Raw genomic sequence first — 26,331 nt, forward strand, 5'->3', positions numbered from 1 at the left:
AGACCAGAATCGGCATTGTTGAAATTTAGCCAAAAAAAGGACTGCAATAAATGCAGTCCTCCGCTTTATGTTATCTTATAAAAGATTAAGCTTCTTGTGTAGTTGGATATACAGATACTTGTTTGCGATCGCGACCTAAGCGTTCGAATTTAACAACGCCGTCAACTTTAGCAAATAGTGTATCGTCACCACCACGACCTACGTTTGTACCTGGGTAAATTTTTGTACCGCGTTGACGGTAAAGAATTGAACCACCAGTTACGAATTGGCCATCAGCACGTTTAGCACCAAGTCGTTTAGACTCAGAGTCACGTCCGTTTTTAGTAGAACCTACCCCTTTTTTCGATGCGAAAAGTTGAAGATCTAATGCTAATAATAATTTCATCGAGTTCCACCTCCTACTTGGTTGTAGTTGATTTGGATGTATTGTCCGTAATTTTGCACCATAGAATACACTTGGGCAGTCATTACTTGAACAATTAACTGTAGTTTTGCATCTACTTCAGGCTCTAAATCTGATGGTAAATCTACCTTAAGATAGCCTCCACCTTCAGCAGCTTGTTCGACTTCTGGTTGAATTTGTAATAATGCATAAATAGCATTTACTGTACCAATGGCAATAGTAGATGCTCCTGCACACACTAAATCTTTACCAGATTCATCGTACCCAGCATGTCCTGAAAATTCAAATGCTGACACATGTCTATTTTCATTGTGATGAATCGTAACTTGTATCATTCGCTACACCTCACAATTAAGCGTTGATTGCTTCAACAACTAATTTTGTGTAAGGTTGACGGTGACCTTGTTTACGACGGTAGTTCTTTTTAGCTTTCAATTTGAAAACAACGATTTTTTTCGCACGGCCTTCTTTAACAACTTTAGCTGTTACTGTAGCGCCTTCTACGAATGGAGCGCCAACTTTAACGTTTTCGCCACCTACGAATAATACTTTATCAAAAGTAACAACCTCATCAGCTTCTACGCCTAATTTCTCAACATAGATTTCTTGACCAGCTTCTACTTTGATTTGTTTACCACCAGTTTCAATAATTGCGTACATTTTACTGCACCTCCTCTTAGACTCAGACTCGCCTGTTTTAAAAGGTGATCTTATTAGATACTTAAACCTTTCCAGAGCGGTTGTAGTAGCACGGGTGCTACAAACAATAACATTAAAATATTACCATACGTTTTTTTTTAAGTCAATCTATTCATAACATATTTTTCAAAAGCAACTCTATATTTTCGATAGCGCCATTCTTTCAATGCTTGCAGCCAAATGAATAAATTAATGATGGCTAAAAAAATAGACTGTGGCAAGAACTTGAAAGTGACTAGTAATAGTGTAGTGGCAATGATGAAAGACAACCAATAATACATTTCCACCACTTGAGCTCTTGGATAACTTAAAAATAGCCAGGCTAATACTAGCCTGCCACCATCTAACGGTATGATGGGCACAATATTTACAGCCAGTAACACTAATTGTACAGTTATTAGCTTAGTGGCGAGCAGATCAGGCATAAAAAAAGCGAGGCCAATCCCAATAATGGTAGCGATTGGTCCTCCTAATGCAATCCATAGGAGTGACGAAGCTTGCACAACCGCTGGATTTTCAAATTGAATTTCTCCCCCATATGGTGTAATAACGCATGATTTCACCTTCACTCCGCACAATACTGCTGCTACTAAATGACCTGCCTCGTGCCACAGCAAAGAAAATAAAATGATGGCGTAATAAGCTAATTGTCCACTAAAAATCATGACAAATACCAGAGGGATACATAGAAGATGTAATTTAATCCTCATTGGTCTCCGTCGATTCAAGCCATTGTACAATTTGCTCTAAATCATAATGAGTATCTCCCTTTTCAATGGACATATATAATTGACCAGCTTCTTTCATACCAATTAAATCATTAGCTTGAATCGATGTATAAGGGAGCTGCGCTAAACTATCTAACATACCATAAGATACCGTTGTCCCGTCCTCATAGCTGATTGTCATAGTCTTGCCCGTATACTTTGTATGACCAGTAAAAACCACCAACCCATTCTGCCCAGCATAGATCGGTAAACCAACATCATACTGCAATAAATAACCTTCTTTAAAAACTTGGGCATTAGCAAATGTTAGAAGATCGGCCTGCCCTACATCACTTGATACCATGATGGTCTCTTTTTCTTTTTCGAACCAACTTTGTCCGAGCTCACTTAAATAGGTTAAATCTGCAGAGGTTGTTACAAGCTTTCGAACGGGTGTATCTACTACGCCTTGATCTTCTAAACGAATTACAAGCATGATTGCTGCCACAAGTAGTATCGTGACGAACCATTTCCATTTTTTAAACAAGCTCTCATCCTTTTTTCCACACTATATGAGATTGCATGTCCAAACATGCACAAGAAAAAACCTTCTCGTACATTTGTACGAAAAGGTTGTCATTTATTTTGAAAATAGAGCCTTAAGTTTTGAAAACATACCTCTTTGCTCATTTTGAATAGCCATCAATGGCACGGACTCACCAAGAATACGACGGGCAATATTGCGATAGCCCAATGATGCTTTATTTGATGGGTCCATGACGATTGGTTCACCTTTATTGGAAGATGAGATGACACCCTCACTATCGACAATAATGCCTAATAGATCAATAGAAAGATGTGTAGTAATTTCATTGACATCCAATGTATCACCGCTCTTCATCATATGCTGTCGAATACGATTAATGATGAGTTTAGGTGCTGTAATCTCTTCTTGTTCAAGTAAACCAATGATACGATCTGCATCACGAACAGCGGAGATTTCAGGTGTTGTCACAACAATCGCATGATCTGCACCAGCGACAGCATTACGATAGCCTTGTTCAATACCGGCAGGGCAATCGATTAATACATAATCATAATCCCTTTTCAATTCCTCTACTAAGCTCTTCATTTGCTCAGGGGTAACAGCGTTTTTATCCGTTGTTTGAGCAGCAGGTAATAAAAATAGTTTCTCATCTACGCGCTTATCCTTAATTAATGCTTGATGGATTTTACAGCGTCCTTCCACCACATCAACTAGGTCATAAATAATACGATTTTCGAGACCTAAAATGACATCTAAATTGCGTAGGCCGATATCTGTATCAACTAAACATATTTTTTTACCTTGTAGAGCCAATGCAGTCCCAAGGTTAGCCGTTGTCGTTGTTTTACCGACACCGCCCTTACCTGAAGTTATGACGATCGCTTCTCCCACACTAGCTTCCTCCCTTAGACACATTTAACAATGGTCGTATATTTTTTAAGGCATGAATTTGATCGTACGTAATGCGTCCATCATAGCCAAGAAATGCACAAGTCATTTCTGCCTGATTGATCGCGTTTACATGTTCATCTGACATTGCCTGAACTTGATCAGCAATCATGATATGTGTGGCTTCAAATCGAGATGCTGCAATGATTGCTTCTTTATTGCCATGCACACCCGCATGTGCAATTCCTTTTAGTCTACCTAGGACATATACATTACCGCCAGCCTCTACTCGACCGTTTGGATTTACATGGCCTACAATGATAATGTCCCCTGATGAACGCAGAACTTGTCCTGATCTGACCACACCAATATATGTATCTTGTTGACCTTCAATCATTTTCTGGTTGCTTTCTTGGACAGTCAGTACTTCACTTTGCACCTTAGATACAATAAGTTGCTCCGTTTCTTCTACAATTTTTATCAGCTCATTCATTTGTTCATCAGTACAGTATCGATAGCCTAAGTATAATTGTACATCTACTTTACCATCGATACCGCCTTCTAACACTTTCTTCTTCAATTCTTCTACTAACTCGCTATACGAACATTGATCGTCTAGACGTAGTACAAAACCGTCCTTCGTTCCCTTCATATTAACTAACTGTTTTTTCATGAATGCCTCACCTCACGTTGTTCTTTATTAAGAAACTTCACGTGCTCTCTGTAAGACACGCGCATTAATTAGATATTTGAAGGCCCAACCAAGAATCATTAAAAATAAAGCATTAGCAATAATTGTTGGTAGTAGTCGTGAACGTAAGAAATCCGCTAAAGGTATTGCTGTAAAATCAATTAGGAAGAAAAATTGATATAGTATGAATTCTAAAATGGCTACTAGTACAACTGAAATTGTCGTTGTCACAACTAAGTGCTGATGGATAACTTTCACGATAGAGCCTGCTAAAAAACATATAAGTGGATAAAGCACTGAATATAATCCAATAATATCAATGTAAAACACATCATACAAGACACCAAAAAAAACTCCATACATTACCGCACGTTTACGGCTGTAATAGATGGATATAAAAATTAAATATAAGATTAAAAAACGTGGTACCAGAAAATAGACTTCCCCTTTAATTTCAATCGGGGAAAGCATAGCAAATTCTGGCTCTAATAAGAATAGTAAAACCGCTACAGAGGGGATGAGAAATCGAACCATCATTCCGCCTCCTCTTCACTCGCCTCTTGCGGATTCGATAAATCTTCATTTGTTGTATTGCCGTCTGAGCCATCAATAACTGTTGATGTACGTTTAGCAATGACAACATGTTCTAAAATTGAAAAATCAGCAGATGGTTTGACATAAGCCATTTTTGTTAAGCCATGATCATCTGTACTAACTTCTGTAATTTCTCCGATTGGGACACCTTTTGGGAAAATACCACCAAGCCCTGAAGAAACTACTTGCTCGCCTTCTTTCACCGTTAAGCTAGAATCGATTCGCTTCATAATGAGTTTATTACGTTCTTCATCAAAGCCCTCGATTAAACCGTATGCTTCTTTTTCTCCTAATACCATCGCAGAAACACGATAGTTTGGATTATTTGTATATAAAAGCTCTACCTCAGATGTGAAAGGTGTTACTAGTATAATTTTCCCTACTAAACCTTTCGCCGTCATAACTGCCATATTTTTTTGGACACCATGAGAAGACCCTTTATCTAAAATGATTTTCTCTTCCCACTGGTCTGGATTTCTAGCAATCACTGTTGCATGAATTGGATTAAATGCCTTCAAGCTCTCGGTTTTATCCAATAGCTCTCGTAGCTTGTTATTCTCTGATTTTAAATCCGTAGCTTCAGCTTGTACAACTGCAAAATCTTCTAAGCGTGCTTTTAAACGTTTATTTTCTTCGTACGTGTTTAAGAGGGAGTCAATACTATTAAAAATACCATTAATATAATTCGCCGGCTTCGCAACAATCGATTGTGCGACGCCGACAGTATCTTTAATAATTTGCTCTGGTAAAGTTGCATTCGTCCGATCACGTAATGAGAAGCTAATCAATGCCACAAGAAAAACCATACCTACGAGCAGCAAAATTACTTTCTTATTGAAGAAAAAGTGTGGCATTGCCTCAACCTCCTTACCCTTTTACTTGTTGTTGACGAATTAAGTCGATATGATCTAATGCTTTACCTGTGCCAATTGCTACACAGTCTAACGGATCTTCTGCGATAAAGACTGGCATGTTTGTTTCTTGGCTAATAACTTTGTCTAAGTTTGTTAATAGCGCACCACCACCAGTTAATACAATACCACGTTCCATTACGTCAGCAGATAATTCAGGAGGGGTTTGTTCTAATGTTTTGCGAACGCCGTCAATAATAGAGGCAACCGCTTCACGCAATGATTCAGAAATTTCCTGTGAAGAAATTTCGATTGTTTTTGGTAAACCAGTTAATAGGTCACGTCCTCGAATATCCATTTTATTCTCTGGACCTTCTGCCAATGCCGTACCAATTTCCATTTTCACAGCTTCTGCAGTACGTTCACCAATTGTTAAATTATATGTTTTACGAATATACGAAATGATGGATTGATCCATCGCATCCCCACCAACACGTACGGATTCACTCGTTACAATACCACCTAAAGAAATAACGGCAACTTCTGTTGTACCACCACCGATATCAACAACCATTGAGCCAGTAGGATCCCATACAGGAAGATTTGAACCGATTGCTGCTGCAAATGGCTCTTCAATTGTGAACGCCTCTTTTGCACCCGCTTGTCGTGCTGCATCAATAACCGCACGTTGCTCCACTGATGTAATGCCATAAGGCACACAAATCATCACATTCGGTTTTTTCCAGTTGCCTCCAGAGTTTTTACATGCCTCTTTTAAGTAATATTCGATCATTGCTGTTGTAATATCGAAGTCAGCAATAACGCCATCTTTCATTGGACGAATTGCTACGATTGAGCCAGGTGTACGACCAATCATATTTTTCGCATCATTACCAACGGCAACGATATCTCCTGTTTTTGTATTTTTTGCTACAACTGAAGGTTCACGTAAAACGATCCCCTTTCCTTTAATAAACACTAATGTATTCGCTGTGCCGAGGTCAATCCCGACATCTTTGCTTCCTAGTCCAAACAAATTGTGTACTCCCTTTCTATATAAGCCATACTTTCGTTGATATCCATTATCTTTGACGACAATGTGCAGGAACTTTAATTGTGTAAAAAACACAATTGACTCCTCTCAAAGCCTATCACACCTGTCAAAGCTTTTATCTTCATCAGTTGGTGATTGACACCTCGAAAAAATTACACACTCATTCACCTCACCACCAATTTCGATGGGAGTCCTTCCTGAATAAAGATAAAATTCATACCGTTCATTATAACGGAAAAGCGCAAGAATTTGTAGTGTCACATACTACATCTCACAGAAAAGATACTATTTTAATTCCCTCTTAAACTAAAAATAGTACGTATAGATTAGCATATAATTTTTATTCTCATAAGACAACGTGTATCAGGCTACCAATTTTTGTGAAGATAATAGCGTTTCTATGAATACATTAACGATTTGTAATGAAAAAGGTTCGCCAATAAACCACAAAAAAATACAAAAATTTTATAGCTGCCTAACGAAGATGTTTAACTTTCTGTATAAAAAGCATTTGCTGGCTCAACATAAAAAAACTCTGCATGCTTCATGCAGAGTTAAAAATACCCTTTTTCTTTCATGCTAATAAATTGATGATCACCAATGATCACATGATCAATTAATTCAATACCGATAATATAACCGGCTTCAACAATTCGCTTCGTTACCTCAATATCCTCCGTACTAGGTGTTGGCACACCACTTGGATGATTATGAGCACAAATAATGGAAGCGGCAGACCGTTTAACAGCTTCTCGAAAGTAGGGTGAGAACCCAGCGCCTTAATATATTTCTATATTAGGTTTCCAAGAACTCCCCTCCAAACCGTACGTACTCCTCTCAGAGTATACGGCTTTCCATTTACTTTAATCTAACTTACCATTATGTTATGTAAATCGTGATGACACGATGTACATAACGCCATTGTCTTTCTTCTTCGGGCAATCATTTTTTGTTCCCACATTTTCTTGCCTTTTAAACCTTTTAGTTTATGGATGTGATGCATTTCAAGTGGTACTCCCACTATACTGCACCATTCACATTTTTCGACAAGTAATCGGTCAATCATACTCGTTCGCCCTGTATAAATTAATGTATTTTCAACTATATCAACTGTTGGCTGTTTAATCGTATCGTTCTTTTCCATTCATTGCTCTGTAAAATAAGCAATTTTTAGACCCTCTTTGGTTTCATATCGAACACCCAATTTCCCATTAATCTTATATTTAGTGATAATTTTGCTGACAGTACTTTTATATTTATTCGTATACGTTTTAATCATGCTGTATTTCATCGTTTGACGGAAAGACTGTAAAACATGTACATTACTCGCTAGACGATAGTAATTGTAGTAGCCCTCTATTTCCGCATTGTACGTACGTAAAATTTCAAGATCATCATTATGCACCAAATACGGGCGATGAATGGGTTTCCAACCATTGTTTGCTCCTATTTTTAACGCATTTAACTGTAGAAGTTTTTGGATATATTTTTCATGTGGAACGAAAAGCTTTGCTTGATAGTTGAACTTACGCTTTTTTGTTCCATTTGGCATTTTCATTCTATGCCAATCTCTCATAACACGAATATCATACCCAAGAAAACGCGCATTTTTCTTACTGTGAGTAATTAAGATCTTTTCATCGCTTAACTCTAACTTTAGTTGTTTTTTTAAGAACATTTTCAAGTCTTGCTTAGTTTGTTCGGCTTCCTTTTTACTACCGATGACACCTAGTATAAAATCATCTGCGTACCGCACATATTTTAAGCGTCGGTAATTTGGGTCAAAAAGGTCTTTACTATCATGGCTTTGTAATTCTTCATAAAGCGCTTTTAATTCTTTTAACCGTTCTTTCTTTTGTTCTTCACTTAATTTAGACCAATCACGTTTATTGTTACTTTTTCTCTTCGCAATTTTTGATGCTAAGTTATGATAAGTAAGATTGTGTGTACGTTTATCACCTTTATTATAGCTTTCTATATATTGCTCCACATATTTGTCGAGTTCATTTAAATAAATGTTCGATAACAGAGGACTAATAATCCCGCCTTGTGGTGCACCACTATAAGTTTTGTGAAATACCCAATCTTCCACATAGCCTGCTCGCAAAAACTTCCAGATTAAATTGATGAATTTTTCATCTTGAATCTGTTTTCTTAAAATATTTATTAATACATGGTGGTCTATATTATCGAAGAAGCCTTTAATATCCCCCTCAATAAACCATCTTGTCCCCGTAAAAGTATTGCGGATTTCTTTCAATGCTGTATGACAGCTAAGATTTGGTCTAAATCCATGAGAGTGTATGGAAAAATGCTGTTCATAAATACTTTCAAGTAATCGCCGGACAACTTCTTGGACTAATTTATCCTCGAAGGTAGGAATGCCAAGCGGTCTTGTTTTCCCGTTCTTTTTTGGGATATACGTCCGTCGTGCTGGATTTGGTTGATACGTTTGCGTTTTTAATTTTTCAATGAGCTTTTCAATACGTTTTATACTCATACCATCAATCGTATCTTCATTGATCCCTCTTGTATTACTACCCTTGTTTGTATACAATTTTGCGTAAGCTTCAAAATAGAACTCTTTATTGTATAAGTTACGATATAGCCGTTCAAATACATAATTCTTATCTTTTGCTTTGGCAGTTAGACGATTTAATACTACTTTTGGAATTCTCATAGAGCCTCCGCTCCTTCCCAATTTTGTATTAACGTTGTAAACTGCTCCCCTTCGCCATGTACTAGGCTTTCCCTAGCTCGGACTACTACGAGAGCTCCGTTACCATATCAGATATTCAGTGTCTATACACATAGCCCAAAGGCATTCTGACTTAGGTAATCCCCATTTAGATTTATAAAGACTTGTCGCATGTATAATGTCGGATATGACGTTCGCTCGTTACTTTTATACGAAAGTTGGGTGAAATGGTATCACATCATTGACCTCGAAATCTTTAAGGACAATGCACATTTCAAATAGCGTAAATCATGACCTCCCGCTAAAGGTCCCCGTAGTCCCCCTTGAGCTGTCATTCAAGCAGTTTAGCCTTTATCCTTATTTATACAATTCATCTCGCCATTCAGTCGTACTTCGGTCATTAAGTAACTTATGGCTTTTCCAACATGCTACACTCCCTGTCCGGTTTCCCTTTCAGATAAGTTGGCTGATGATAGGGTGAAGCTTGTGATATGTCCCTACTGCTATGCGAAAGCAGATTCCTTATAAACCCTTATGGGCGCACAATTTCCCTGGGATGAACGATCGAGGCGTTTAAACTACCTATAAAAATGGTCTGTTTATGAATAATTTGATTCTTGATATTCAGAAAAAGAACAACAAAATGCTCTTGGTTAAGCGACGTCATATCAGGCATTAAGTAGGCTGCTGCATCTTGCGGAGAACGTATCGTAAATTTCTCAATATTTTGTTTTTGAGCCAATCGTCTACCAAGTTCAATGGCTGCGAGTAATTGAATGGCTTTCACCTCACCGATTCCTTTAATAGCCACCATTTCTTCGATGGTTGCATGCTTCAAATGATGTAAACGTTCAAACACATTTAATACTCTATTTGCAAGAGCAAGTACAGATTCTTCCTTCGTCCCTGTTCTCAATAAAATGGCGAGCAGCTCTTGATTGGATAGACTTTCAGCCCCTTGCCGTAACAGCCGTTCACGAGGACGATCCTCCATATGGACATCACGTATCATCAAACTTGGTAAAACCTCTTCCAGCAAAAATACTCACTCCTTCGCAAATTGGATAATTTGTCGTGCTACCAATTGCGAAAACAAAGCTGCAAGTGGTAGACCTACAACATTGTTATAATCTCCTTCAATTCGTTTAACTAATAGTGTGCCTACTGTCTGAATACCATAACCACCAGCTTTATCAAATGGATCTCCAGAATCTACATAGGCTTCAATTAACTCTTGTGATAAATGATGAAAAATAACTGTAGTTTCCTCTACAAAAATCGTTTCTTTTCCATTTGGTTCGATAATTGCTACCGCTGTCATAACAACATGCTTGTTGTCTGACAATCGCTGTAAATGTGAAATAGCTTCCTCACGTGTTTTTGGTTTATGTAGTAGCTCATCCTTGTAAACCACGATTGTATCTGCACCAATAATCGTGGCATTAGGTGCTTTTCTGGCTACATCACGCGTCTTTAATAGAGCCACTCCCTTTACATAATCCTGCATAGTGTTGGCTTGTACACTTGTTTCCTCCACTTCACTAGTCATTACTTCAAACGGAAGTGCTAACATGCCCAGTAATTCCTTTCTCCTTGGTGACGCAGAAGCAAGGACAAGCTTATAATTTGTTTTCAACATGATCTGACCATTCCTCCTTATCCTTATGATAACGAAGAATAGACGATTTGAAAATTTTCAAAAAATCAAGATAATGATACTTTCGCGGTCTTTTATGCTTAAAACTTCACCTGAAGACATGTATTTTTAGATTGATAATGCGCAAAAACATGCAGTCGAATAATGTTAACATCGTTGGAAATAGTAGAGGCAGCCGCTCCAATTGATTGCCAATCCTCTGGTAATGTAGAGTCCTTTCCATTTTCTTTAAAATTTAATTTTGTAGCTTTTTTGTCTGCTAAGGCTGTTGGCAGTTCTGCAAGTGTTGGTTCTTTACAGCTTGCGCCACTGACAGTAAATGCTTTTTTAAAGGTTGCGGGTTCCTGTAAAAATTCTAGCTGACTTTCTTCTGTTACCATGCTTGTCCATACATAGAATTTTCCATCAACCTGAACAATCGCACTCTCTTTTAATGCTGGGTATTCCGCAACAAAAGAACTGGCACTCTCATAATTCGAATACACACCTGCTTGACTGGCAAAAAACATAGGGGCATTAGATGTATTGGTTGTCTCACCGGCAGTTGGAATCGTCTCTGTTTTTGATTGATTATTTGCTACTTCACTACCATTTATCTTTAACGGTAACTGTGTACTGGCCTGTAACACGCCTAAAAAAATCGCCACACCTAATAAACCAACAAATCCACCAATAATCATTGCTCGAAATATTTGTTTTTTTATCACATGACTTACAATTTTCATGCATCTATCACCTCACCCTTCCACCGATCTATCCAACTAGTAGCGTTGCAAAAATTCGATGACTCAATATGATATAAGTATATGTAGATTACGAAGTGTAAATGCGAGTTAATTGTGATTTGCTACAGAACTGTTGAAAGGAAAACATGGTCTCTAGCTATAAAAAAGCTAGGACTCCCTCTCAAGAGTCCTAGTCGGTTTATTCTTTTAATCTATTACGTACCGCTGTTAGTAAATACAATGAGCCAGATACGATTGTTCTTTGCTGACTTAGTGACTGCGCCTGTAAAAAAGGTACATAATCCACAAGGACAGCTTTGGATGCTGCATTGGAAAGGGTTAGCATTTGTTGCGCAGTCATCGCTCGCGGATTGTCAAAATCAACAAAATAAAAATTATCGCTGACCTGCTCAAAAAGGCGGAGAATCTGCTGTACGTCTTTATCTGCTAATATACCGATAACAAATGTTATGCGCTCATTTGGAAACTCACATTGAATCGTTTCCACTAATTTTTCCGCACTTGCTGGATTATGAGCACCATCTAAAATAACACAGGGCATTATTTCTTCAAAACGTCCTAAAATAGTAGCCCTTTGCACTGCCTGACGTATAGCTACTTCACTCGTAGATACATCTAATACAGATGCCACTTCAAAAAATGCTGTAATGGCAAGTGCCATATTATTCGCTTGATGTGTTCCCTTCATAGACCGAGTTAGTTTTGCTATTTGAAACTGTTGCACTACATTGGTATAGCATTCTCCATCAGCTGTTGATTTGACAGTAAAATGTTGACCTAATGCTAGAACATTGGCATTTTTCCGAGCGGCTTCATCATCAACAATACGCTTAGCTTCATCTGGTAAATCACCTATAATGACAGGGCGAGATCGTTTAATAATGCCTGCTTTGTGACGGGCAATATGGGCAAGCGTATCTCCTAAAAATTTTGTATGTTCTAACGCGATGCTTGGGATCATGGAGACAATCGGTGTTACCACATTCGTGCTATCCAGTAACCCACCCATACCTGCTTCAATAAGCGCGATATCCACGTGCTCATTCACAAAATGTAAAAATGCAGCTACAGTTAGTAATTCAAAATCCGTTAGTTTTTCACTAAGCTCTGCCTGTTGCATTTGTTGAAAAGCTCGATCCATTTCAGCTTCCGTTATAGGGTGACCAGCTATTTGAATTTGATCATGGACATCCACTATACATGGAGACATAAATTTGCCTACGCGTAAGCCATGTTCTTGAGCAATTGCCTCCAGAAACGTTAACGTAGATCCTTTACCATTTGTGCCTGCTAAGTGGACAACACGCAATGTTTGCTCGGGGTTTCCTACTAAGGACAAGGCCTCTTCAATCGCCTCAAGACCAGGTTTAATCACATCATCGCTTTTGACATGCCATTTTTCTTTATAATGATCAAGTTTTGGAATCATTGTCCTTCCTCCTGTAGCCATTGTCGAACTTCCGCTATAAAGTATAAAGAACCTGTAATGACCACAATATCCTCTTCATGGCGTTCATGTAGTACAGTTTGAACAATTTCTAGCCATTCTTCGTGATGAGTTTTATGTGCATGTGTCGATAACATCGCTAAGCTCTCGGCAGGCATTGCATTGGGCAGGTTTATTTGCGTAAAAGCAATTGAAATCGCTACAGCATCCATTAGCTCTATACTGTTGGCATGATCCTTATCAGCCAATGCTGCATAAATGAATCGATATTGGTTGTTAGGATAGACATCCTTGAGTGTTTGGATTAGGGCAGCTGTACCTTCTGAATTATGAGCGCCATCTAGCACGATATGATTCGGCCATTGCTCGAAACGGCCAGCCCACTGTGCGCGTTGTAGTCCTTGACGAATTGTATCATCAGCAAAGGAAAGGTATCCGTCTTCACGTAATAAAAGTAGAGCCGTAATAGCAAGACTTGCATTATTAATTTGATGGGGACCAGCCATTTTTAAAGGTACATCCATCATCACGACCTGTTCTTTTTTATATGTAAATTGCTGATAATCTGTGCCTTGCTCACTATTTGTCACCGTAAAATCTTGTCCTAAAACGAAGCATGGTGCGTGTCGTTCCTCTGCCGTGGCTTTAATAACAGCTAATGCCTCCTCATTCCTAACTCCTACTACAACTGGTACGCCTCTTTTGATGATGCCTGCTTTTTCACTGGCAACCTTTGCGAATGTATCACCTAAAAATGCAGTATGCTCTAGCGAAATCGTTGTAATAATCGCTAAAAGCGGCGTGACGACATTGGTCGCATCTAAACGTCCTCCAAGCCCTGTTTCAATAATCGCTATATCTACTCCTTGATGGGCAAAATATTGAAACATAATCAGTGTGACTACCTCAAAAAAGCTGGGAAAATCGCCATTGTATTGTTCTTCTATAATTTTGGCTAGTTGATTGAAATAGGCTAAAAATTGCTCATCCGAGATTTGCTTGCCGTTAATAGTCATCCGTTCATTGACTCTCTCCAAATGCGGGGACGTAAATGCTCCTACTTTGTAACCCGCATGTTGTAGCATTTCTCTTAAGGCATTCACCGTAGAGCCTTTGCCATTTGAACCTGCCACATGAATTACACGTAGTTGATTATGCGGATGACCTAAATGGGCAAGTACTTCTCGCATGAGGACAAGTGGTGCACGTTTATGATCAACTGCTTTTAATGTAAAGATAAATTTTGTACATTCGTTCATTGTGTTAAACAAAAGAAACACTCCCTCTTACTGCAATACCTTTATTTTAGTACAAGTAATGTTTAATAACATCGTTAAATAGCAAAACACTCGAAAAAACACGCAGCTAGCGACTGCGTGTTAGTTTTATTTTTTCAATTAATGTACTTGGTGAGCATCTAATAGAACCCCCATATTGTCAATAGCGGGAGAATATTTGGACGTTGTACTCATTCAAAGGGGTTTTTTAACATTTAAATATCGAAATTCGAGCAATACTCATTTATTTTTTGAATCGTTAATAAATCTGTACGTGATAACTGGATACAATTCTGTTGAGGTTTATTTGCTAATAGAGCACACGTCCACTGGCATTTAATAAACGATAATACTTTGCTTCTAATAATTTCAAAAGATTCGTTTCTATCAGTACCCTTGCACTTACAAAATCTAATTCATCACATGCTTTATTGACTTTCGTAATAATTGTGGCAATGTGTCCTGTCAACCTCAACACCTCCATTTTTCATACAATAGGCTCTACAAAAAGGGGGCTAGCCATCCCAATTTACCAAAACATTAAGGTCTTTTGTCCTACCTAAAGAATGATAACACCAATCTATTAGACTTATTATTCGAATAACACTATATTTTAACCTAATTACACACATACCTTTTGCTCCATTATAAAAAGAAGCAACGGATGACTTTACAGCCATCCATTGCTTCCTCATTACATATTTTTTAATTCTTCTAAACGTTTTAACACAACAGCATGCTTGCTTTCATAATCTGCTAATTTTTCACGCTCTGCATTGACTAACGCTTCAGGTGCTTTCGATACGAACTTCTCATTTGATAACTTACCAGTAACAAGCTTTACTTCTTTTGCCCATTTCTCTAACTCTTTTTCAAGGCGAGCAATTTCTTCCTCTAAGTTAATAAGACCAACAAGTGGTAGGAACACTTGCGCTCCTGTGACAACAGCCGTCATTGATTGACCTGGTGCCTCTAAACCTTCACCAATTGTGAGGGTATCAGGATTACAGAATTTTTCTAAATAGCCTTGATTCGCTTCAAGAACAGCTACTGTTGCTGCATCTTTCGCTGAAATAAATAGCGGTACTTTTTTGCTCATCGGTGTATTCACTTCCGCACGAATATTACGTACTGAACGTATAATATCCATTAGGAGCTTCATATTATCTGCTTCATCAGCAAAATGAAGATCCGCACGTACTGTTGGCCATGCAGCCACTGTAATCGATTCACCTTCATGTGGTAAGTGCTGCCAAATTTCTTCTGTAATGAATGGCATAAATGGATGTAATAAACGCATTGTTTGATCCAGTACGTAAGCTAAAATAGAACGAGTAGTCTTTTTAGCTACTTCATCCTCACCATAAAGTGGTAATTTCGCCATTTCAATATACCAAGAACAGAAATCATCCCAAATGAAATTATATAATTCACGACCAACTTCTCCAAATTCATAACGTTCTGCAAGAGAAGTTACACGTTCAATCGTTTCATTTAAGCGTGTTAAGATCCATTTGTCAGCAACGGATTTTTCACCTGTTAAGTCGATTTCATCATAGGTCATACCGTCCATATTCATAAGTGCGAAACGTGATGCATTCCAAATCTTATTGGCAAAATTCCATACTGCCTCTACTTTTTCAGTTGTATAGCGTAAATCTTGACCAGGTGATGAACCAGTCGCTAGGAAATAGCGTAAAGAGTCTGCACCGTATTGCTCAATAACATCCATTGGATCTACACCATTACCAAGTGACTTACTCATTTTACGACCTTCGCCATCACGTACTAAACCGTGAATTAACACATCTTTAAATGGGCGTTGACCTGTAAATTCAAGACCTTGGAAAATCATGCGAGATACCCAGAAGAAAATAATATCATATCCCGTTACTAATGTGCTGGTTGGGTAATAACGTTTATATTCTTCATTTGCCTCATCTGGCCAGCCCATTGTAGAAAACGGCCAGAGCGCAGAAGAGAACCAAGTATCGAGTACATCTTCATCTTGCGTCCAATTTTCGGAATCAGTTGGGGCTTCTTTTCCTACGTAAACTTCGCCTGTTTCATTATGATACCAAGCTGGGATTTGATGGCCCCACCATAATTGACGAGAAATACACCAATCACGGATATTCTCCATCCAACGAGAATATGTGTTTTCAAAACGAGCTGGGACAAAGTTTACTTTCCCTTCTTCATCTTTTTGAAGCTCGAGGGAAGTGTCAGCAAGTGGTTGCATTTTAACGAACCATTGTGCTGAAAGGTATGGCTCAACAACAGCACCAGAACGTTCAGAGTGACCTACTGAATGCATATGCTCTTCAATACGAATCAGCACGCCTGCTTCTTGTAAATCAGCAACAATTTGCTTACGGCATTCAAAACGATCCATCCCTTTATATTTGCCAGCAAGATCATTCATTGTACCGTCTTCATTCATCACAAGAATGCGCTCTAGGTTGTGACGATTTCCAACTTCAAAGTCGTTCGGATCATGGGCTGGTGTCATTTTTACAACTCCAGTACCAAATTCCTTATCAACATAGTCATCAGCTACAATCGGAATTTCACGACCTACAATCGGTAAAATAACTGTTTTACCAATTAAATGCTGATAGCGCTCATCGTTCGGGTGAACAGCTACCCCAGAGTCACCGAGCATTGTTTCAGGACGTGTTGTAGCAACTTCTACATATCCTGAGCCATCCGCTAAAGGATATTTCATATGATAGAATGCACCTTGCACATCCTGATAAATTACCTCAATATCAGATAATGCTGTTTTCGCTGCTGGATCCCAGTTGATAATACGTTCGCCACGGTAAATTAAACCTTTTTCATATAACTCAACAAAAACTGTTTTAACTGCATCTGAAAGACCTTTATCTAGTGTGAAACGTTCACGTGTGTAGTCTAAACCAAGGCCAAGCTTTGCCCATTGATCACGAATATGTCCAGCATATTCTTCTTTCCATTCCCATGTTTTTTCAAGGAATTTTTCACGGCCTAAATCATAACGTGTAATATTATCCTCACGCAGTTTTGCTTCTACTTTTGCTTGTGTTGCGATCCCTGCATGGTCCATACCTGGTAACCAAAGGGCATCATAGCCTTGCATGCGTTTCATACGAGTAAGGATATCTTGTAATGTTGTATCCCAAGCATGCCCAAGATGTAATTTACCTGTTACGTTCGGTGGTGGAATAACGATGGAATAAGGCTTTTTCCCACTTTCAGGCTGTGCCTCGAAAAATTTCCCTTGTAACCACCATTCATAGCGACCGGCTTCAATGGACTGTGGGTCATATTTAGTTGGCATTGAAATGTTTTCTGTCATCTTGACTCCTCCTATTGTTTGAAGACTATTGGTAAAGAAATGCTGTTCATTTTTTTACCCAATAAAAAAACTCCTCTCGTCTAAAAGGACGAAGGAGTTTTAATTCGCGGTACCACCTTTAATTCCAGCAGCGGTTAAGATCAATGCTAAATGACACATTTTCTCAGCCTTCCCTACTGGCTCTTAATTCGGTAACGGTGTTTAACCGGCTTTAACTACTGTTAGTTCACTAAAGCTGCTCAAGGGCTACCTTCAATTAAGTACAAATAGAAACTTCTCAGCTACCGTTTCCTCTCTGAAAATGTAGACATAATTTACTCTTCCCTATCATAGCATCTGTATTTGATTTTCCTTATTGTACCGCAGAATCGTGTCATTTTTCAAGTGATTTAGTCATCTTTTAGTAAGAGTAAAGTAAATAGAAAAGGAAGTGACAATTCAATGCGTCGACGCAAGTATAACCCTTGGCTTTTACCACCTTGGCTACGACAAGTTCGTTTTTATTGTAGAACCATTATTGTGCCAATTTGTGCTTTTCAGTTTATCCGTGTCATTATTGTGCCAACATCAGGCGATTTAGTCTTCTTATTGCTCCTACTACTTCTCTGCTATTTACTTTTGAAAGACATCATTTGAAACACGGACTTTAAGCGGTGTATATTCTTCTGTTAGGTCCCAAATCATGGAAGGCACTTCATGCCAAGTGCTGGATTCACGTACAACAATATGGCTTGAGGATTCTCTCATTACTATCTTTTGGTCAACTGTTGTAGAGGTCTCTTGGCGTGAAGCTGCTGCTACTGCGGTAGGTTGTTTCACTTGAACACTTTCCTCGATCACAGCCATTTTTTCTTCTTGATCGAAAGCATGGGCCATTAGGTGTGGATTGTCTAAAGTATCATTTTCAACAACAGGTTCATATTCGTTAAAAATACTTGTAACTGTCCACTCAAGCTGACACATCTGATTCGACAGACTAGGGCGAATATCTTTGACCATTAAATCTTTGACATCCGATTCTTTTGGTAAATCCACATGTAAAGGGACAGCATACTCAAAATAACCAGTATCTCCTTGGACATCAAGGGCATCAATTGTAATTAAATTATCATCACCTGTAAATGCTTGCATATCTTGAAAATCAAAACGAACATGTGCCGTAATATGGTAGATGCCCATTAATCGAAGTGAATCCTCTAACTGCATGGCTTGCCACTGTGGTTTAATTTGTACAGCAGCTAATTCTGTTGGGCAACCATATCCAGGAAAACAAAATGTTTCTCGCATATTCCAAGTTTTTTGTTCGATAATAATCCCTCCCTTTGCATCATATGACGATTTAAAGGATAGTATGCTAGGGTGTTTCAAGTTGAACATAATTATAAATAGATACTACTAGAAAAATGGCATGCTAGAATATTACTTCTAGCATGCCATTTTCATGGATGTTCTTATCATTTAAACATTGACTAATTTAATTTTATTAGCTACACGATCTGTTAGCATTTGTGTTGCCTTTGGTACAATCGGTTTAAAAATCGGATTTAACACAGGGCCAGCTAAGCCGCCAGCAACGACTTCTAAAAAACCTGTCATTTTTGTGTTTTCAGCATCAATGCTTTCTGCAAGGAAATAGCCATTTCCAGTGAAATTATCAGAAAGACCCTTTAATTCGAATGTAACTTTTGATGGTGCTACCCATTCTAAAATTGTAATTTCTACTTGTACCGTTTTTTTCAAAACGCCAACATTGCCTTTAAAAGTCCATGTTGAATGTTTGTCATCAATCATTTCGTGTGTATTATAACCTGGGACAAGCTTTGCCCATTTTTCCATATCACTGACGAATTCCCATACATTATCAATTCCTACGGGTACTTCGACCATGTGTGTGCCAGTTGCCATATTAATTCACTACTTTCTATTATGAATAGCTATATTATAAACGATATCGCCCACAATTTGGCCATGCTGAAAGATATAATTTTAACAAAAACAGGTCCTTCATCCAGTATAGAAGTTCTTATTTGCTAGTTAATATATGCTATACTTTCTCTTTTGCTCATTCATTGCTCAAGTACTAGAATGACTTCCATCATAGAAAACCATTAATCGTAAGCGCTTGCGGTTTTCTGCCTCTGTCGCTTCACTTTAAGCTGAATTAAGCTAAAAAAGGCACGCTAGATTTGTTTCTAGCATGCCCTAAACTTTGTTATCTTGCTAATTGTGCAAATACTTTATGGAAGGCATCCACTGTTTTAGCAATATGTTCTTCCGTATGTGCTGTGGAAATAAATAATCCCTCAAACTGAGAAGGTGGTAGGAAAATCCCTTCCTCTGCCATCAGGCGGAAGTATTCAGCGAATAATTGTAAATCAGATGATTTAGCAGAAGCAAAATCAATAACATCTTCATTCGTAAAGAAGAAACCAATCATAGAACCAGCACGATTAACTGTGTGCGGAATATTGTATTTTGTTGCGGCTTCACGGAAACCTGCTTCCAGCAGATCACCTAATTTTTTAAAGTAATCATACGTACTATGGTCTAAGCGTGATAACGTTTCGTAGCCGGCTGTCATCGCTAATGGATTCCCAGATAGTGTACCTGCTTGATAAATAGGGCCAGCTGGTGCTACTTGCTCCATAATCTCTTTTTTCCCAGCAAACGCTCCTACTGGCAGACCACCACCGATTACTTTTCCTAAAGTAGTTATATCAGGCGTGACATCAAAATAGCCTTGTGCACAGCCATAATCTACACGGAAACCTGTCATAACCTCATCAAAGATTAATATTGCACCGTGCTCCGTTGTAAGGGCACGTAGACCTTCTAAGAAACCTGGCTGTGGTGGTACAACCCCCATATTCCCTGCAACTGGCTCCACAATGACTGCTGCTAGCTCTGCACCAAATTTCTCGAACACCGTTTTTGCCCCTTCTAAATCGTTGTAGGCAACTGTTAACGTATTTCGAGCGATATCTGCCGGTACACCAGGGCTGTCAGGTAAGCCTAATGTGGCTACACCAGAGCCAGCCTTAATCAATAAGGAATCACCATGACCATGATAAGAGCCTTCAAATTTTAAAATCTTATCACGTCCAGTAACACCACGAGCTACACGTAAGGCAGACATAGTAGCCTCTGTTCCTGAAGAAACAAAGCGAATCATTTCCATACCTGGCAGACGATCTAAAACTAATTGAGCTAAACGATTTTCTGTATAGCTTGGCGCACCAAAGGAAGAGCCTTTTGCTGCTGTGTCAGCAATTGCTTTCACTACCTCTGGATGAGTATGGCCTAAAATCAGTGGCCCCCAAGATAATACATAATCAATATATTCGTTGCCATCAATATCTTTAATAATAGCACCGTGGCCAGATTCCATGAAAATCGGATCCATATTTACTGATTTGAATGCACGTACTGGGCTACTAACGCCACCTGGCATTAATTGAACAGCTTCAGCATAAGCTTGCTTTGATTTTTCGTAAGAACGTGTCATTTATTTCTCCTCCAACCAACGTGCAGCATCTTTTGCATGATACGTAATGATTAAATCAGAGCCTGCACGTTTCATACCTAATAATGTTTCAAGCACAACTTTTTTCTCTTCAATCCAACCATTCATAGCAGCCGCTTTAATCATTGCATATTCACCTGAAACATTATACGCAACAAGCGGTAATGGATAGTTATTTTTCATATCTCGAATAATATCTAAATAGCTAAGGGCAGGTTTTACAATTAAGAAATCTGCGCCTTCTTCGATATCTGACTCTGCCTCACGGAAAGCCTCTAAACGGTTCGATGGATCCATTTGGTAGGACTTCCGATCACCAAATTGCGGTGCACCATCTGCAGCGTCACGGAACGGACCATAGTAGCTAGATGCATATTTGACTGCATACGACATGATTGGAATATGCTCGAATCCTGCTTCATCTAGACCAGCACGGATTGCTGTAACAAAGCCATCCATCATATTAGATGGAGCAATAATATCTGCACCAGCTTGTGCTTGTGACACAGCTGTACGGGCTAACACATCTAATGAAGGGTCATTTAAAATCTGATCGCCTTCAATTAAGCCACAATGTCCATGGTCTGTAAATTCACATAAGCATGTATCGGCAATGACTAATAGCTCAGGATGACGTGCTTTAATAAGTCGTGTCGCTTCTTGAACAATGCCATGATCATGGAACGCACCTGTTCCAACAGCATCTTTTTCAGCTGGTAAACCAAATAAAATAACCGCAGGAATTCCTAATGCTACAACCTCATCAATTTCAGCTTCTAGTTTATCCAATGAAAATTGAAAAACGCCAGGCATTGAATGTACTTCATTTTTAATATTTTCGCCTTCAATTACAAAAATAGGATAGATCAGGTCCTCTTTATGTAAGTATGTTTCTTTTACCATTGATCTCATCGTTGCATTAGCACGCAAACGACGATGTCTTTGAAATTGTAGTTTTGTCATGATTTGTCCCCTACTTTCATAATTTCTTCGATAACTGCTTGCATGGTATATACACTTGGCATAATCTCCACAGTAGCACCATATTGTTCAAGAGCCGCTTCCGTAATATGACCAATGGCTGCAATACGAGTTGCTCGCCAGCCAACATGTGATGCTACATCCCTTGCATACACATCAACAGCTGATGGACTAGCAAAAATGACCGTGACATCTTGATGTTGCTCGATGCATTTGAGAATAACTGAGGTTTGATCATGTCGTTCCCTCGTTTCATAAACAGTCCACTCTTTTACTTCAAAGGGCAGTCCATCCTTCAGCGTACTTTTCGCCTTCTCTCCACGAATAAACAAACATCTCGGAAGATTACCTGCTACACTCGGAAATTCTTGGACGAAAATATCAGCACTAAATACAGAAGGCATAAAGCTCACTTGAAATCCTAGCTTTTCTAATGCTGTCGTTGTTTTTGTTCCAATGGAAGCAATTTTCCCTTGGAAGTGATCGGCATTCAAATGATGCCGCAGCATTTTACGAGCAAAAGCATCGACAGCATTTTGACTCGTAAAAATAAGCCAATCAAATTGATTCGCACAATTCAATCGTTCAGCATCATGATTGTCTAATCGTTCGCATGTTTCAATTAATGGGGCAATGATGGCATGGCCACCTAAAGCTGTTATATTGTCGACAATGGTTGTTGTCTTAGATGTCCCCGTTAAAAGGATCGTTTTACCTTTTAGAGGTAAATTACTTGGCATCTTGCTCTGCCTTTACACGTTGAATCAGTTCGAAAGCGCCCTGTTCTGTTAAAATAGCAGCCAGCTCTTCCCCAATTTTTTGTGCGTCTGTTCCTACTACTGTTTCCTTATACAAAACAGAAGCATCTGGAGCTGCGACAAGGCCAGTTAATGTCATTTCGCCCCCATTTGAAGTGGCATACCCAGCGATTGGTACCTGACAGCCACCATCCATTGCTGCCAAAAAGGCACGTTCCGCATGTGCCTCTTGCCAAGTGGATGGATCCGTTAATTTTCCTAACTCAGCTAATAGCTCCGCATCATCTCCACGACATTCAATACCAAGAGAGCCTTGCGCTACTGCTGGCAGACAATGTTCTACAGGTAAAAACTCTGTGACTACATCATCACTCCAGCCAAGACGTTTCAAACCAGCGGCTGCTAGAATAATTGCATCATATTCCTCTGTCTCCAACTTAGCTAAACGTGTATCAACATTTCCTCGAATCCATTTAATCTCGATATCTGGGCGTACTGTTAATAGCTGTGCACTGCGACGTAATGAACTTGTCCCAACTACCGCTCCCGCAGGAAGTTCTGCAAATTTAACATGACCTTTCGAAATAAAGGCATCACGTGCATCTTCACGTGGAGGAATGCAACCAATCACTAACCCTTCTGGCAACACAGCAGGCATATCTTTCATAGAATGCACAGCAAAATCAATTTCTTTATCGTAGAGGGCTTGCTCAATTTCTTTCACAAACAATCCTTTTCCCCCTACTTTTGAAAGCTGCACATCTAAAATTTGATCCCCTTTTGTTACAATCTCTTTTACTTCAAATTCAAATGGGGCACCAGCCGCTTTTAATTCATTAATGAACCAATTTGTTTGAGTTAGCGCTAGCTTACTTCTCCTAGAACCTACAATAATTTTTCTCAACAGTCTCCAACCTTTCTTCTAATACCATAAATGGAATCGCGATAAACTACTTCCTAGGAAGAAGTTCACAACAACTAATAGATAGGCATAGATATGTACCCATGCATAAGTTGTTCCTGTCAGCTTGCTTTTGCGATTCACATATAGGATAAAGCAATACAAAATTAAAATAATGAAGGACCCTATGATTTTCGAATCGAAAATCGAAAGACTCTCTAATGTTAATAGTGCCCATTCAAACCCTAATATTAAACTTATAAATAACATCGGAATCCCAATAAAAAATGAAATATTCATCCAGCTACTCGTTTGCTGTAGGGATGGTAATCTTGTCCATAAATGTGTCCACTTTTTCTTTTTCAGTAAACGATATAGAACGAGATACAAAATGGCAAACACGAATGTTAAAGTGAACGCTGCATATGACAGTATCGCAAATGATATATGAATAAAAAGCATTTCCGAAATTAATGTCTCTCCGACGGCTCCTGTAGGGCGTTTAGGCATAAATGTAAAGATACTAGCGAATAAAAATCCTAGTATATTAATAATAAACACCGGTAAGTCCACCTTCGCAATACAGTGAAGGATAATCGATAACGTCACAAGTAACCAGGAATAAAATAAAATTCCCTCGGACAAGGATAGAATCGGAAAACGCTTTGTTTCCACAAATGTTAAAATAATAATGGCGCTTTGAATCACCCATACAAATGAAACAAGCCAAAAAGCAATGCGTCTTGCTCGTACTTGCTTATAAAAATAATCAGTAAAGTAAAAAACTAGACTGATCGCATACAAGACGATCATCACTTCATATAGTCTCGTCATGGTCAAATCAGCCAATAGACATCCCTTCTTTGTAGTAAAATGGTCAAGCTAGTATCTCTCAGAAAACAAAAAAAACGTTTTCGTATCCTTAGTTTACCATACAGATACGAAAACGCCTCTTGTAATATCAGTAGAGAATCCAATTGCGCGAAGTACTTACGTACAACCATTTTGGCTACGCGTACACATTGGATATTTTAGAAAGAGTACTTTGGCTCAGCAGAAGTTTGAGATGCCTTTGAGCGTTCTTTACGCTCAAGATCTTGCTTTGTCATCTCCTGAACTTCAACTTCAACAGCCTCTTCTATACCAAAAATTTGTTGGAATAAACGTAACTGTTCATTTGCTTTTGGTTCATTTGCCAATTCTTTAGCTTGTAAAATTGGCTCTTTTAACAATTGATTGATAATAGATTTTGTATGTTTGCTTAAAATTTTACGTTCACGATCCGTTAAATCTGGCATTTTATTTTCGATACTAATCATCGTCTCTTCTTGAATACGATTAGCTTTTTTACGTAACGCTGAGATGACTGGTACTACACCAAGCGTTGCTACCCAGTCTTTAAATTGGTCAACTTCTTTGCCAATCATATCTGTAATATCAGCAGCAGCACGTTCACGCTCTGCTAAATTCGCTTCAACAATACCTTGTAAATCATCAATATCGTATAAGAAAACATTTGGTAAGTCGCCTACTCGTGGATCAATATCACGAGGAACAGCAATATCAACCATAAACAAAGGTTTTCCTTTACGTAAACGTTCCACAAATTGCATCAGCTCATAATCAATAACAAAATCTGTTGCACCTGTTGAAGTGATTAAAATATCCGCCTCTAAGAGAGAACATTGCAATTCCTTCATTGACTTGGCTTCTCCGTGGAATTTAGCTGCTAAAGTTTCTGCTTTTTCAAATGTACGGTTGATGACAGTAACTTTTCCTACACCACTACCGTAAAGATTCTCAATAGCAAGTTCCCCCATTTTTCCTGCACCTAAAATAGCTACATGCTTGCGTTGTAAAGAGCCAAAAATTTTCTTAGCTAATTCAACGGCTGCATAGGAAACAGATACTGCATTCTCACCAATCGCTGTTTCATTATGTGCACGTTTTGCAAATGTTACCGCTTGTTTAAATAGCTGATTATAAACCGTACCTGTTGTACCAATCTCTTGTCCACTTAAAAAGCTTTTTTTTACTTGCCCTAAAATTTGCGTTTCACCAAGAACCATTGAATCGATTCCAGCTGTCACTTTAAATAAATGTTCGATTGCCTCATCTTCTTCACGAATCGTTAAATACGAAGAAAATGTCTCCACAGGCAAATCAAACCATTTGGCTAAAAATTGTTTCACAAAATGACGTCCAGTATGCAATTGATCCACAACAGCATATATTTCTGTACGGTTACAAGTCGAAACAATAACGTTTTCTAAAATACTTTTTTGCTTTTGCAGCGCTTCCATTGCTTGTGGTAGTTCACTCTCAATGAATGATAACTTCTCACGTATTTCAACAGGCGCTGATTTATAATTCAAGCCTACTACGATGGTATGCATGAATAACACCTCACACGTTCTAATTCACAAATCTCATTATAGCACAGTTCGACAATAGTTCATCACTAATTTGTGAACATGTCATGAAGAACTGCAATTCGTCATCTACATTAGAATTATTATAAACTAAGTGTAACAAATTATACGTCTTGTTTCAAATTAAAAAACTGCCC

25 protein-coding genes, 3 pseudogenes and 2 other annotated features are annotated in these 26,331 nt (G+C 38.6%); of the genes and pseudogenes, 1 reads left to right on the plus strand and 27 read right to left on the minus strand.

Annotation, left to right across the window (positions count from 1 at the left end; all coding sequences use genetic code 11):
• Positions 1–85: 85 nt before the first annotated feature.
• The 19 genes and pseudogenes from rpmA to MHI04_RS15725 form a co-directional block, all read right to left on the minus strand.
• Positions 86–385: a 50S ribosomal protein L27 gene (rpmA, locus tag MHI04_RS15635; protein ID WP_016991892.1), complete on the minus strand. Its 300-nt coding sequence runs from the start codon at positions 383–385 to the stop codon at positions 86–88.
• On the minus strand, positions 382–738 hold the full coding sequence (locus MHI04_RS15640; RefSeq protein WP_036124121.1) for a ribosomal-processing cysteine protease Prp: 357 nt from the start codon (positions 736–738) through the stop codon (positions 382–384). The genes rpmA and MHI04_RS15640 overlap by 4 nt, the downstream gene beginning before the upstream one ends.
• Before the next feature lie 16 nt (positions 739–754).
• On the minus strand, positions 755–1,063 hold the full coding sequence (gene rplU, locus MHI04_RS15645) for a 50S ribosomal protein L21 (protein ID WP_036124117.1): 309 nt from the start codon (positions 1,061–1,063) through the stop codon (positions 755–757).
• Between the two features lie 14 nt (positions 1,064–1,077).
• Positions 1,078–1,155 (minus strand) — a sequence feature (ribosomal protein L21 leader region).
• A gap of 45 nt (positions 1,156–1,200) precedes the next feature.
• Positions 1,201–1,812 (minus strand): stage IV sporulation protein FB, encoded by a 612-nt coding sequence (locus tag MHI04_RS15650; RefSeq protein ID WP_036124114.1) that lies wholly within the window; start codon positions 1,810–1,812, stop codon positions 1,201–1,203.
• The gene (locus tag MHI04_RS15655) at positions 1,802–2,356 is read right to left on the minus strand and encodes a peptidoglycan DD-metalloendopeptidase family protein (protein WP_036124111.1); all 555 of its coding nucleotides are present in this window, start codon (positions 2,354–2,356) and stop codon (positions 1,802–1,804) included. Before MHI04_RS15655 ends, MHI04_RS15650 begins: the two co-directional genes overlap by 11 nt.
• A gap of 93 nt (positions 2,357–2,449) precedes the next feature.
• Positions 2,450–3,247, minus strand: coding sequence for a septum site-determining protein MinD (minD, locus tag MHI04_RS15660; RefSeq protein WP_036124107.1), 798 nt, complete (start codon positions 3,245–3,247; stop codon positions 2,450–2,452).
• A 1-nt stretch (position 3,248) separates the two neighbouring features.
• A complete protein-coding gene (minC, locus tag MHI04_RS15665; protein ID WP_058843996.1) occupies positions 3,249–3,917 on the minus strand; it encodes a septum site-determining protein MinC in 669 nt (222 codons plus the stop codon).
• Between the two features lie 27 nt (positions 3,918–3,944).
• Positions 3,945–4,469 carry a rod shape-determining protein MreD gene (mreD, locus tag MHI04_RS15670; RefSeq protein WP_080717089.1) on the minus strand — a complete coding sequence of 175 codons (525 nt, stop codon included), beginning with the start codon at positions 4,467–4,469 and terminating at the stop codon, positions 3,945–3,947.
• A complete protein-coding gene (gene mreC, locus MHI04_RS15675; RefSeq protein ID WP_036124096.1) occupies positions 4,469–5,383 on the minus strand; it encodes a rod shape-determining protein MreC in 915 nt (304 codons plus the stop codon). Before mreC ends, mreD begins: the two co-directional genes overlap by 1 nt.
• A 13-nt stretch (positions 5,384–5,396) precedes the next feature.
• Positions 5,397–6,416 (minus strand): rod shape-determining protein, encoded by a 1,020-nt coding sequence (locus MHI04_RS15680; RefSeq protein WP_058844000.1) that lies wholly within the window; start codon positions 6,414–6,416, stop codon positions 5,397–5,399.
• A gap of 572 nt (positions 6,417–6,988) precedes the next feature.
• Positions 6,989–7,192 (minus strand): annotated as a pseudogene (locus MHI04_RS15685) (JAB domain-containing protein); the annotation flags it as partial.
• Positions 7,193–7,302: 110 nt separating this feature from the next.
• Positions 7,303–9,114: pseudogene (locus MHI04_RS15690) on the minus strand (reverse transcriptase domain-containing protein).
• 562 nt (positions 9,115–9,676) lie between these two features.
• Positions 9,677–10,144: pseudogene (gene radC, locus MHI04_RS15695) on the minus strand (DNA repair protein RadC); the annotation flags it as partial.
• 33 nt (positions 10,145–10,177) lie between these two features.
• Entirely contained in the window at positions 10,178–10,771 is a 594-nt protein-coding gene (locus MHI04_RS15700; RefSeq protein ID WP_036124089.1) for a Maf family protein, read from the minus strand.
• A 98-nt stretch (positions 10,772–10,869) separates the two neighbouring features.
• The gene (locus tag MHI04_RS15705) at positions 10,870–11,514 is read right to left on the minus strand and encodes a hypothetical protein (RefSeq protein ID WP_058844888.1); all 645 of its coding nucleotides are present in this window, start codon (positions 11,512–11,514) and stop codon (positions 10,870–10,872) included.
• Between the two features lie 199 nt (positions 11,515–11,713).
• Complete coding sequence (locus tag MHI04_RS15710; RefSeq protein ID WP_058844887.1) at positions 11,714–12,964, minus strand: folylpolyglutamate synthase/dihydrofolate synthase family protein; 1,251 nt, start codon at positions 12,962–12,964, stop codon at positions 11,714–11,716.
• Positions 12,961–14,241 (minus strand): folylpolyglutamate synthase/dihydrofolate synthase family protein, encoded by a 1,281-nt coding sequence (locus tag MHI04_RS15715; protein WP_196243747.1) that lies wholly within the window; start codon positions 14,239–14,241, stop codon positions 12,961–12,963. Before MHI04_RS15715 ends, MHI04_RS15710 begins: the two co-directional genes overlap by 4 nt.
• A gap of 328 nt (positions 14,242–14,569) precedes the next feature.
• Positions 14,570–14,728: a hypothetical protein gene (locus tag MHI04_RS15720; RefSeq protein ID WP_244504887.1), complete on the minus strand. Its 159-nt coding sequence runs from the start codon at positions 14,726–14,728 to the stop codon at positions 14,570–14,572.
• A 225-nt stretch (positions 14,729–14,953) separates the two neighbouring features.
• Positions 14,954–17,599, minus strand: coding sequence for a valine--tRNA ligase (locus MHI04_RS15725; RefSeq protein ID WP_036124012.1), 2,646 nt, complete (start codon positions 17,597–17,599; stop codon positions 14,954–14,956).
• An 81-nt stretch (positions 17,600–17,680) separates the two neighbouring features.
• Positions 17,681–17,939, minus strand: a binding site (T-box leader).
• Positions 17,940–18,040: 101 nt separating this feature from the next.
• Between MHI04_RS15725 and MHI04_RS15730 the strand changes: the two genes are divergently transcribed.
• Positions 18,041–18,235: a hypothetical protein gene (locus MHI04_RS15730; RefSeq protein ID WP_036124009.1), complete on the plus strand. Its 195-nt coding sequence runs from the start codon at positions 18,041–18,043 to the stop codon at positions 18,233–18,235.
• Here the strand turns inward: MHI04_RS15730 and MHI04_RS15735 are convergent.
• The 8 genes from MHI04_RS15735 to hemA all read right to left on the minus strand — a co-directional run bounded on the left by MHI04_RS15735 (position 18,212) and on the right by hemA (position 26,158).
• On the minus strand, positions 18,212–18,976 hold the full coding sequence (locus MHI04_RS15735; RefSeq protein WP_058844885.1) for a hypothetical protein: 765 nt from the start codon (positions 18,974–18,976) through the stop codon (positions 18,212–18,214). The two genes, MHI04_RS15730 and MHI04_RS15735, sit on opposite strands and share 24 nt — an antisense overlap.
• Positions 18,977–19,057: 81 nt before the next feature.
• Positions 19,058–19,504 (minus strand): SRPBCC family protein, encoded by a 447-nt coding sequence (locus MHI04_RS15740; protein ID WP_036124000.1) that lies wholly within the window; start codon positions 19,502–19,504, stop codon positions 19,058–19,060.
• 307 nt (positions 19,505–19,811) lie between these two features.
• A complete protein-coding gene (gene hemL, locus MHI04_RS15745) occupies positions 19,812–21,104 on the minus strand; it encodes a glutamate-1-semialdehyde 2,1-aminomutase (protein WP_058844884.1) in 1,293 nt (430 codons plus the stop codon).
• On the minus strand, positions 21,105–22,085 hold the full coding sequence (gene hemB, locus MHI04_RS15750) for a porphobilinogen synthase (RefSeq protein ID WP_342535006.1): 981 nt from the start codon (positions 22,083–22,085) through the stop codon (positions 21,105–21,107).
• Positions 22,082–22,843 carry a uroporphyrinogen-III synthase gene (locus MHI04_RS15755; RefSeq protein ID WP_141905008.1) on the minus strand — a complete coding sequence of 254 codons (762 nt, stop codon included), beginning with the start codon at positions 22,841–22,843 and terminating at the stop codon, positions 22,082–22,084. The genes hemB and MHI04_RS15755 overlap by 4 nt, the downstream gene beginning before the upstream one ends.
• Positions 22,833–23,765: a hydroxymethylbilane synthase gene (hemC, locus tag MHI04_RS15760; protein ID WP_058844882.1), complete on the minus strand. Its 933-nt coding sequence runs from the start codon at positions 23,763–23,765 to the stop codon at positions 22,833–22,835. The genes MHI04_RS15755 and hemC overlap by 11 nt, the downstream gene beginning before the upstream one ends.
• Before the next feature lie 18 nt (positions 23,766–23,783).
• The gene (gene ccsA / locus MHI04_RS15765) at positions 23,784–24,611 is read right to left on the minus strand and encodes a cytochrome c biogenesis protein CcsA (RefSeq protein WP_036123979.1); all 828 of its coding nucleotides are present in this window, start codon (positions 24,609–24,611) and stop codon (positions 23,784–23,786) included.
• Positions 24,612–24,793: 182 nt separating this feature from the next.
• Entirely contained in the window at positions 24,794–26,158 is a 1,365-nt protein-coding gene (gene hemA / locus MHI04_RS15770) for a glutamyl-tRNA reductase (protein WP_036123975.1), read from the minus strand.
• Positions 26,159–26,331: the final 173 nt, after the last annotated feature.

Source organism: Lysinibacillus sp. FSL K6-1151 (assembly GCF_038630755.1).
In the GTDB taxonomy this organism is placed as follows: Bacteria; Bacillota; Bacilli; order Bacillales_A; family Planococcaceae; genus Lysinibacillus; species Lysinibacillus fusiformis_D.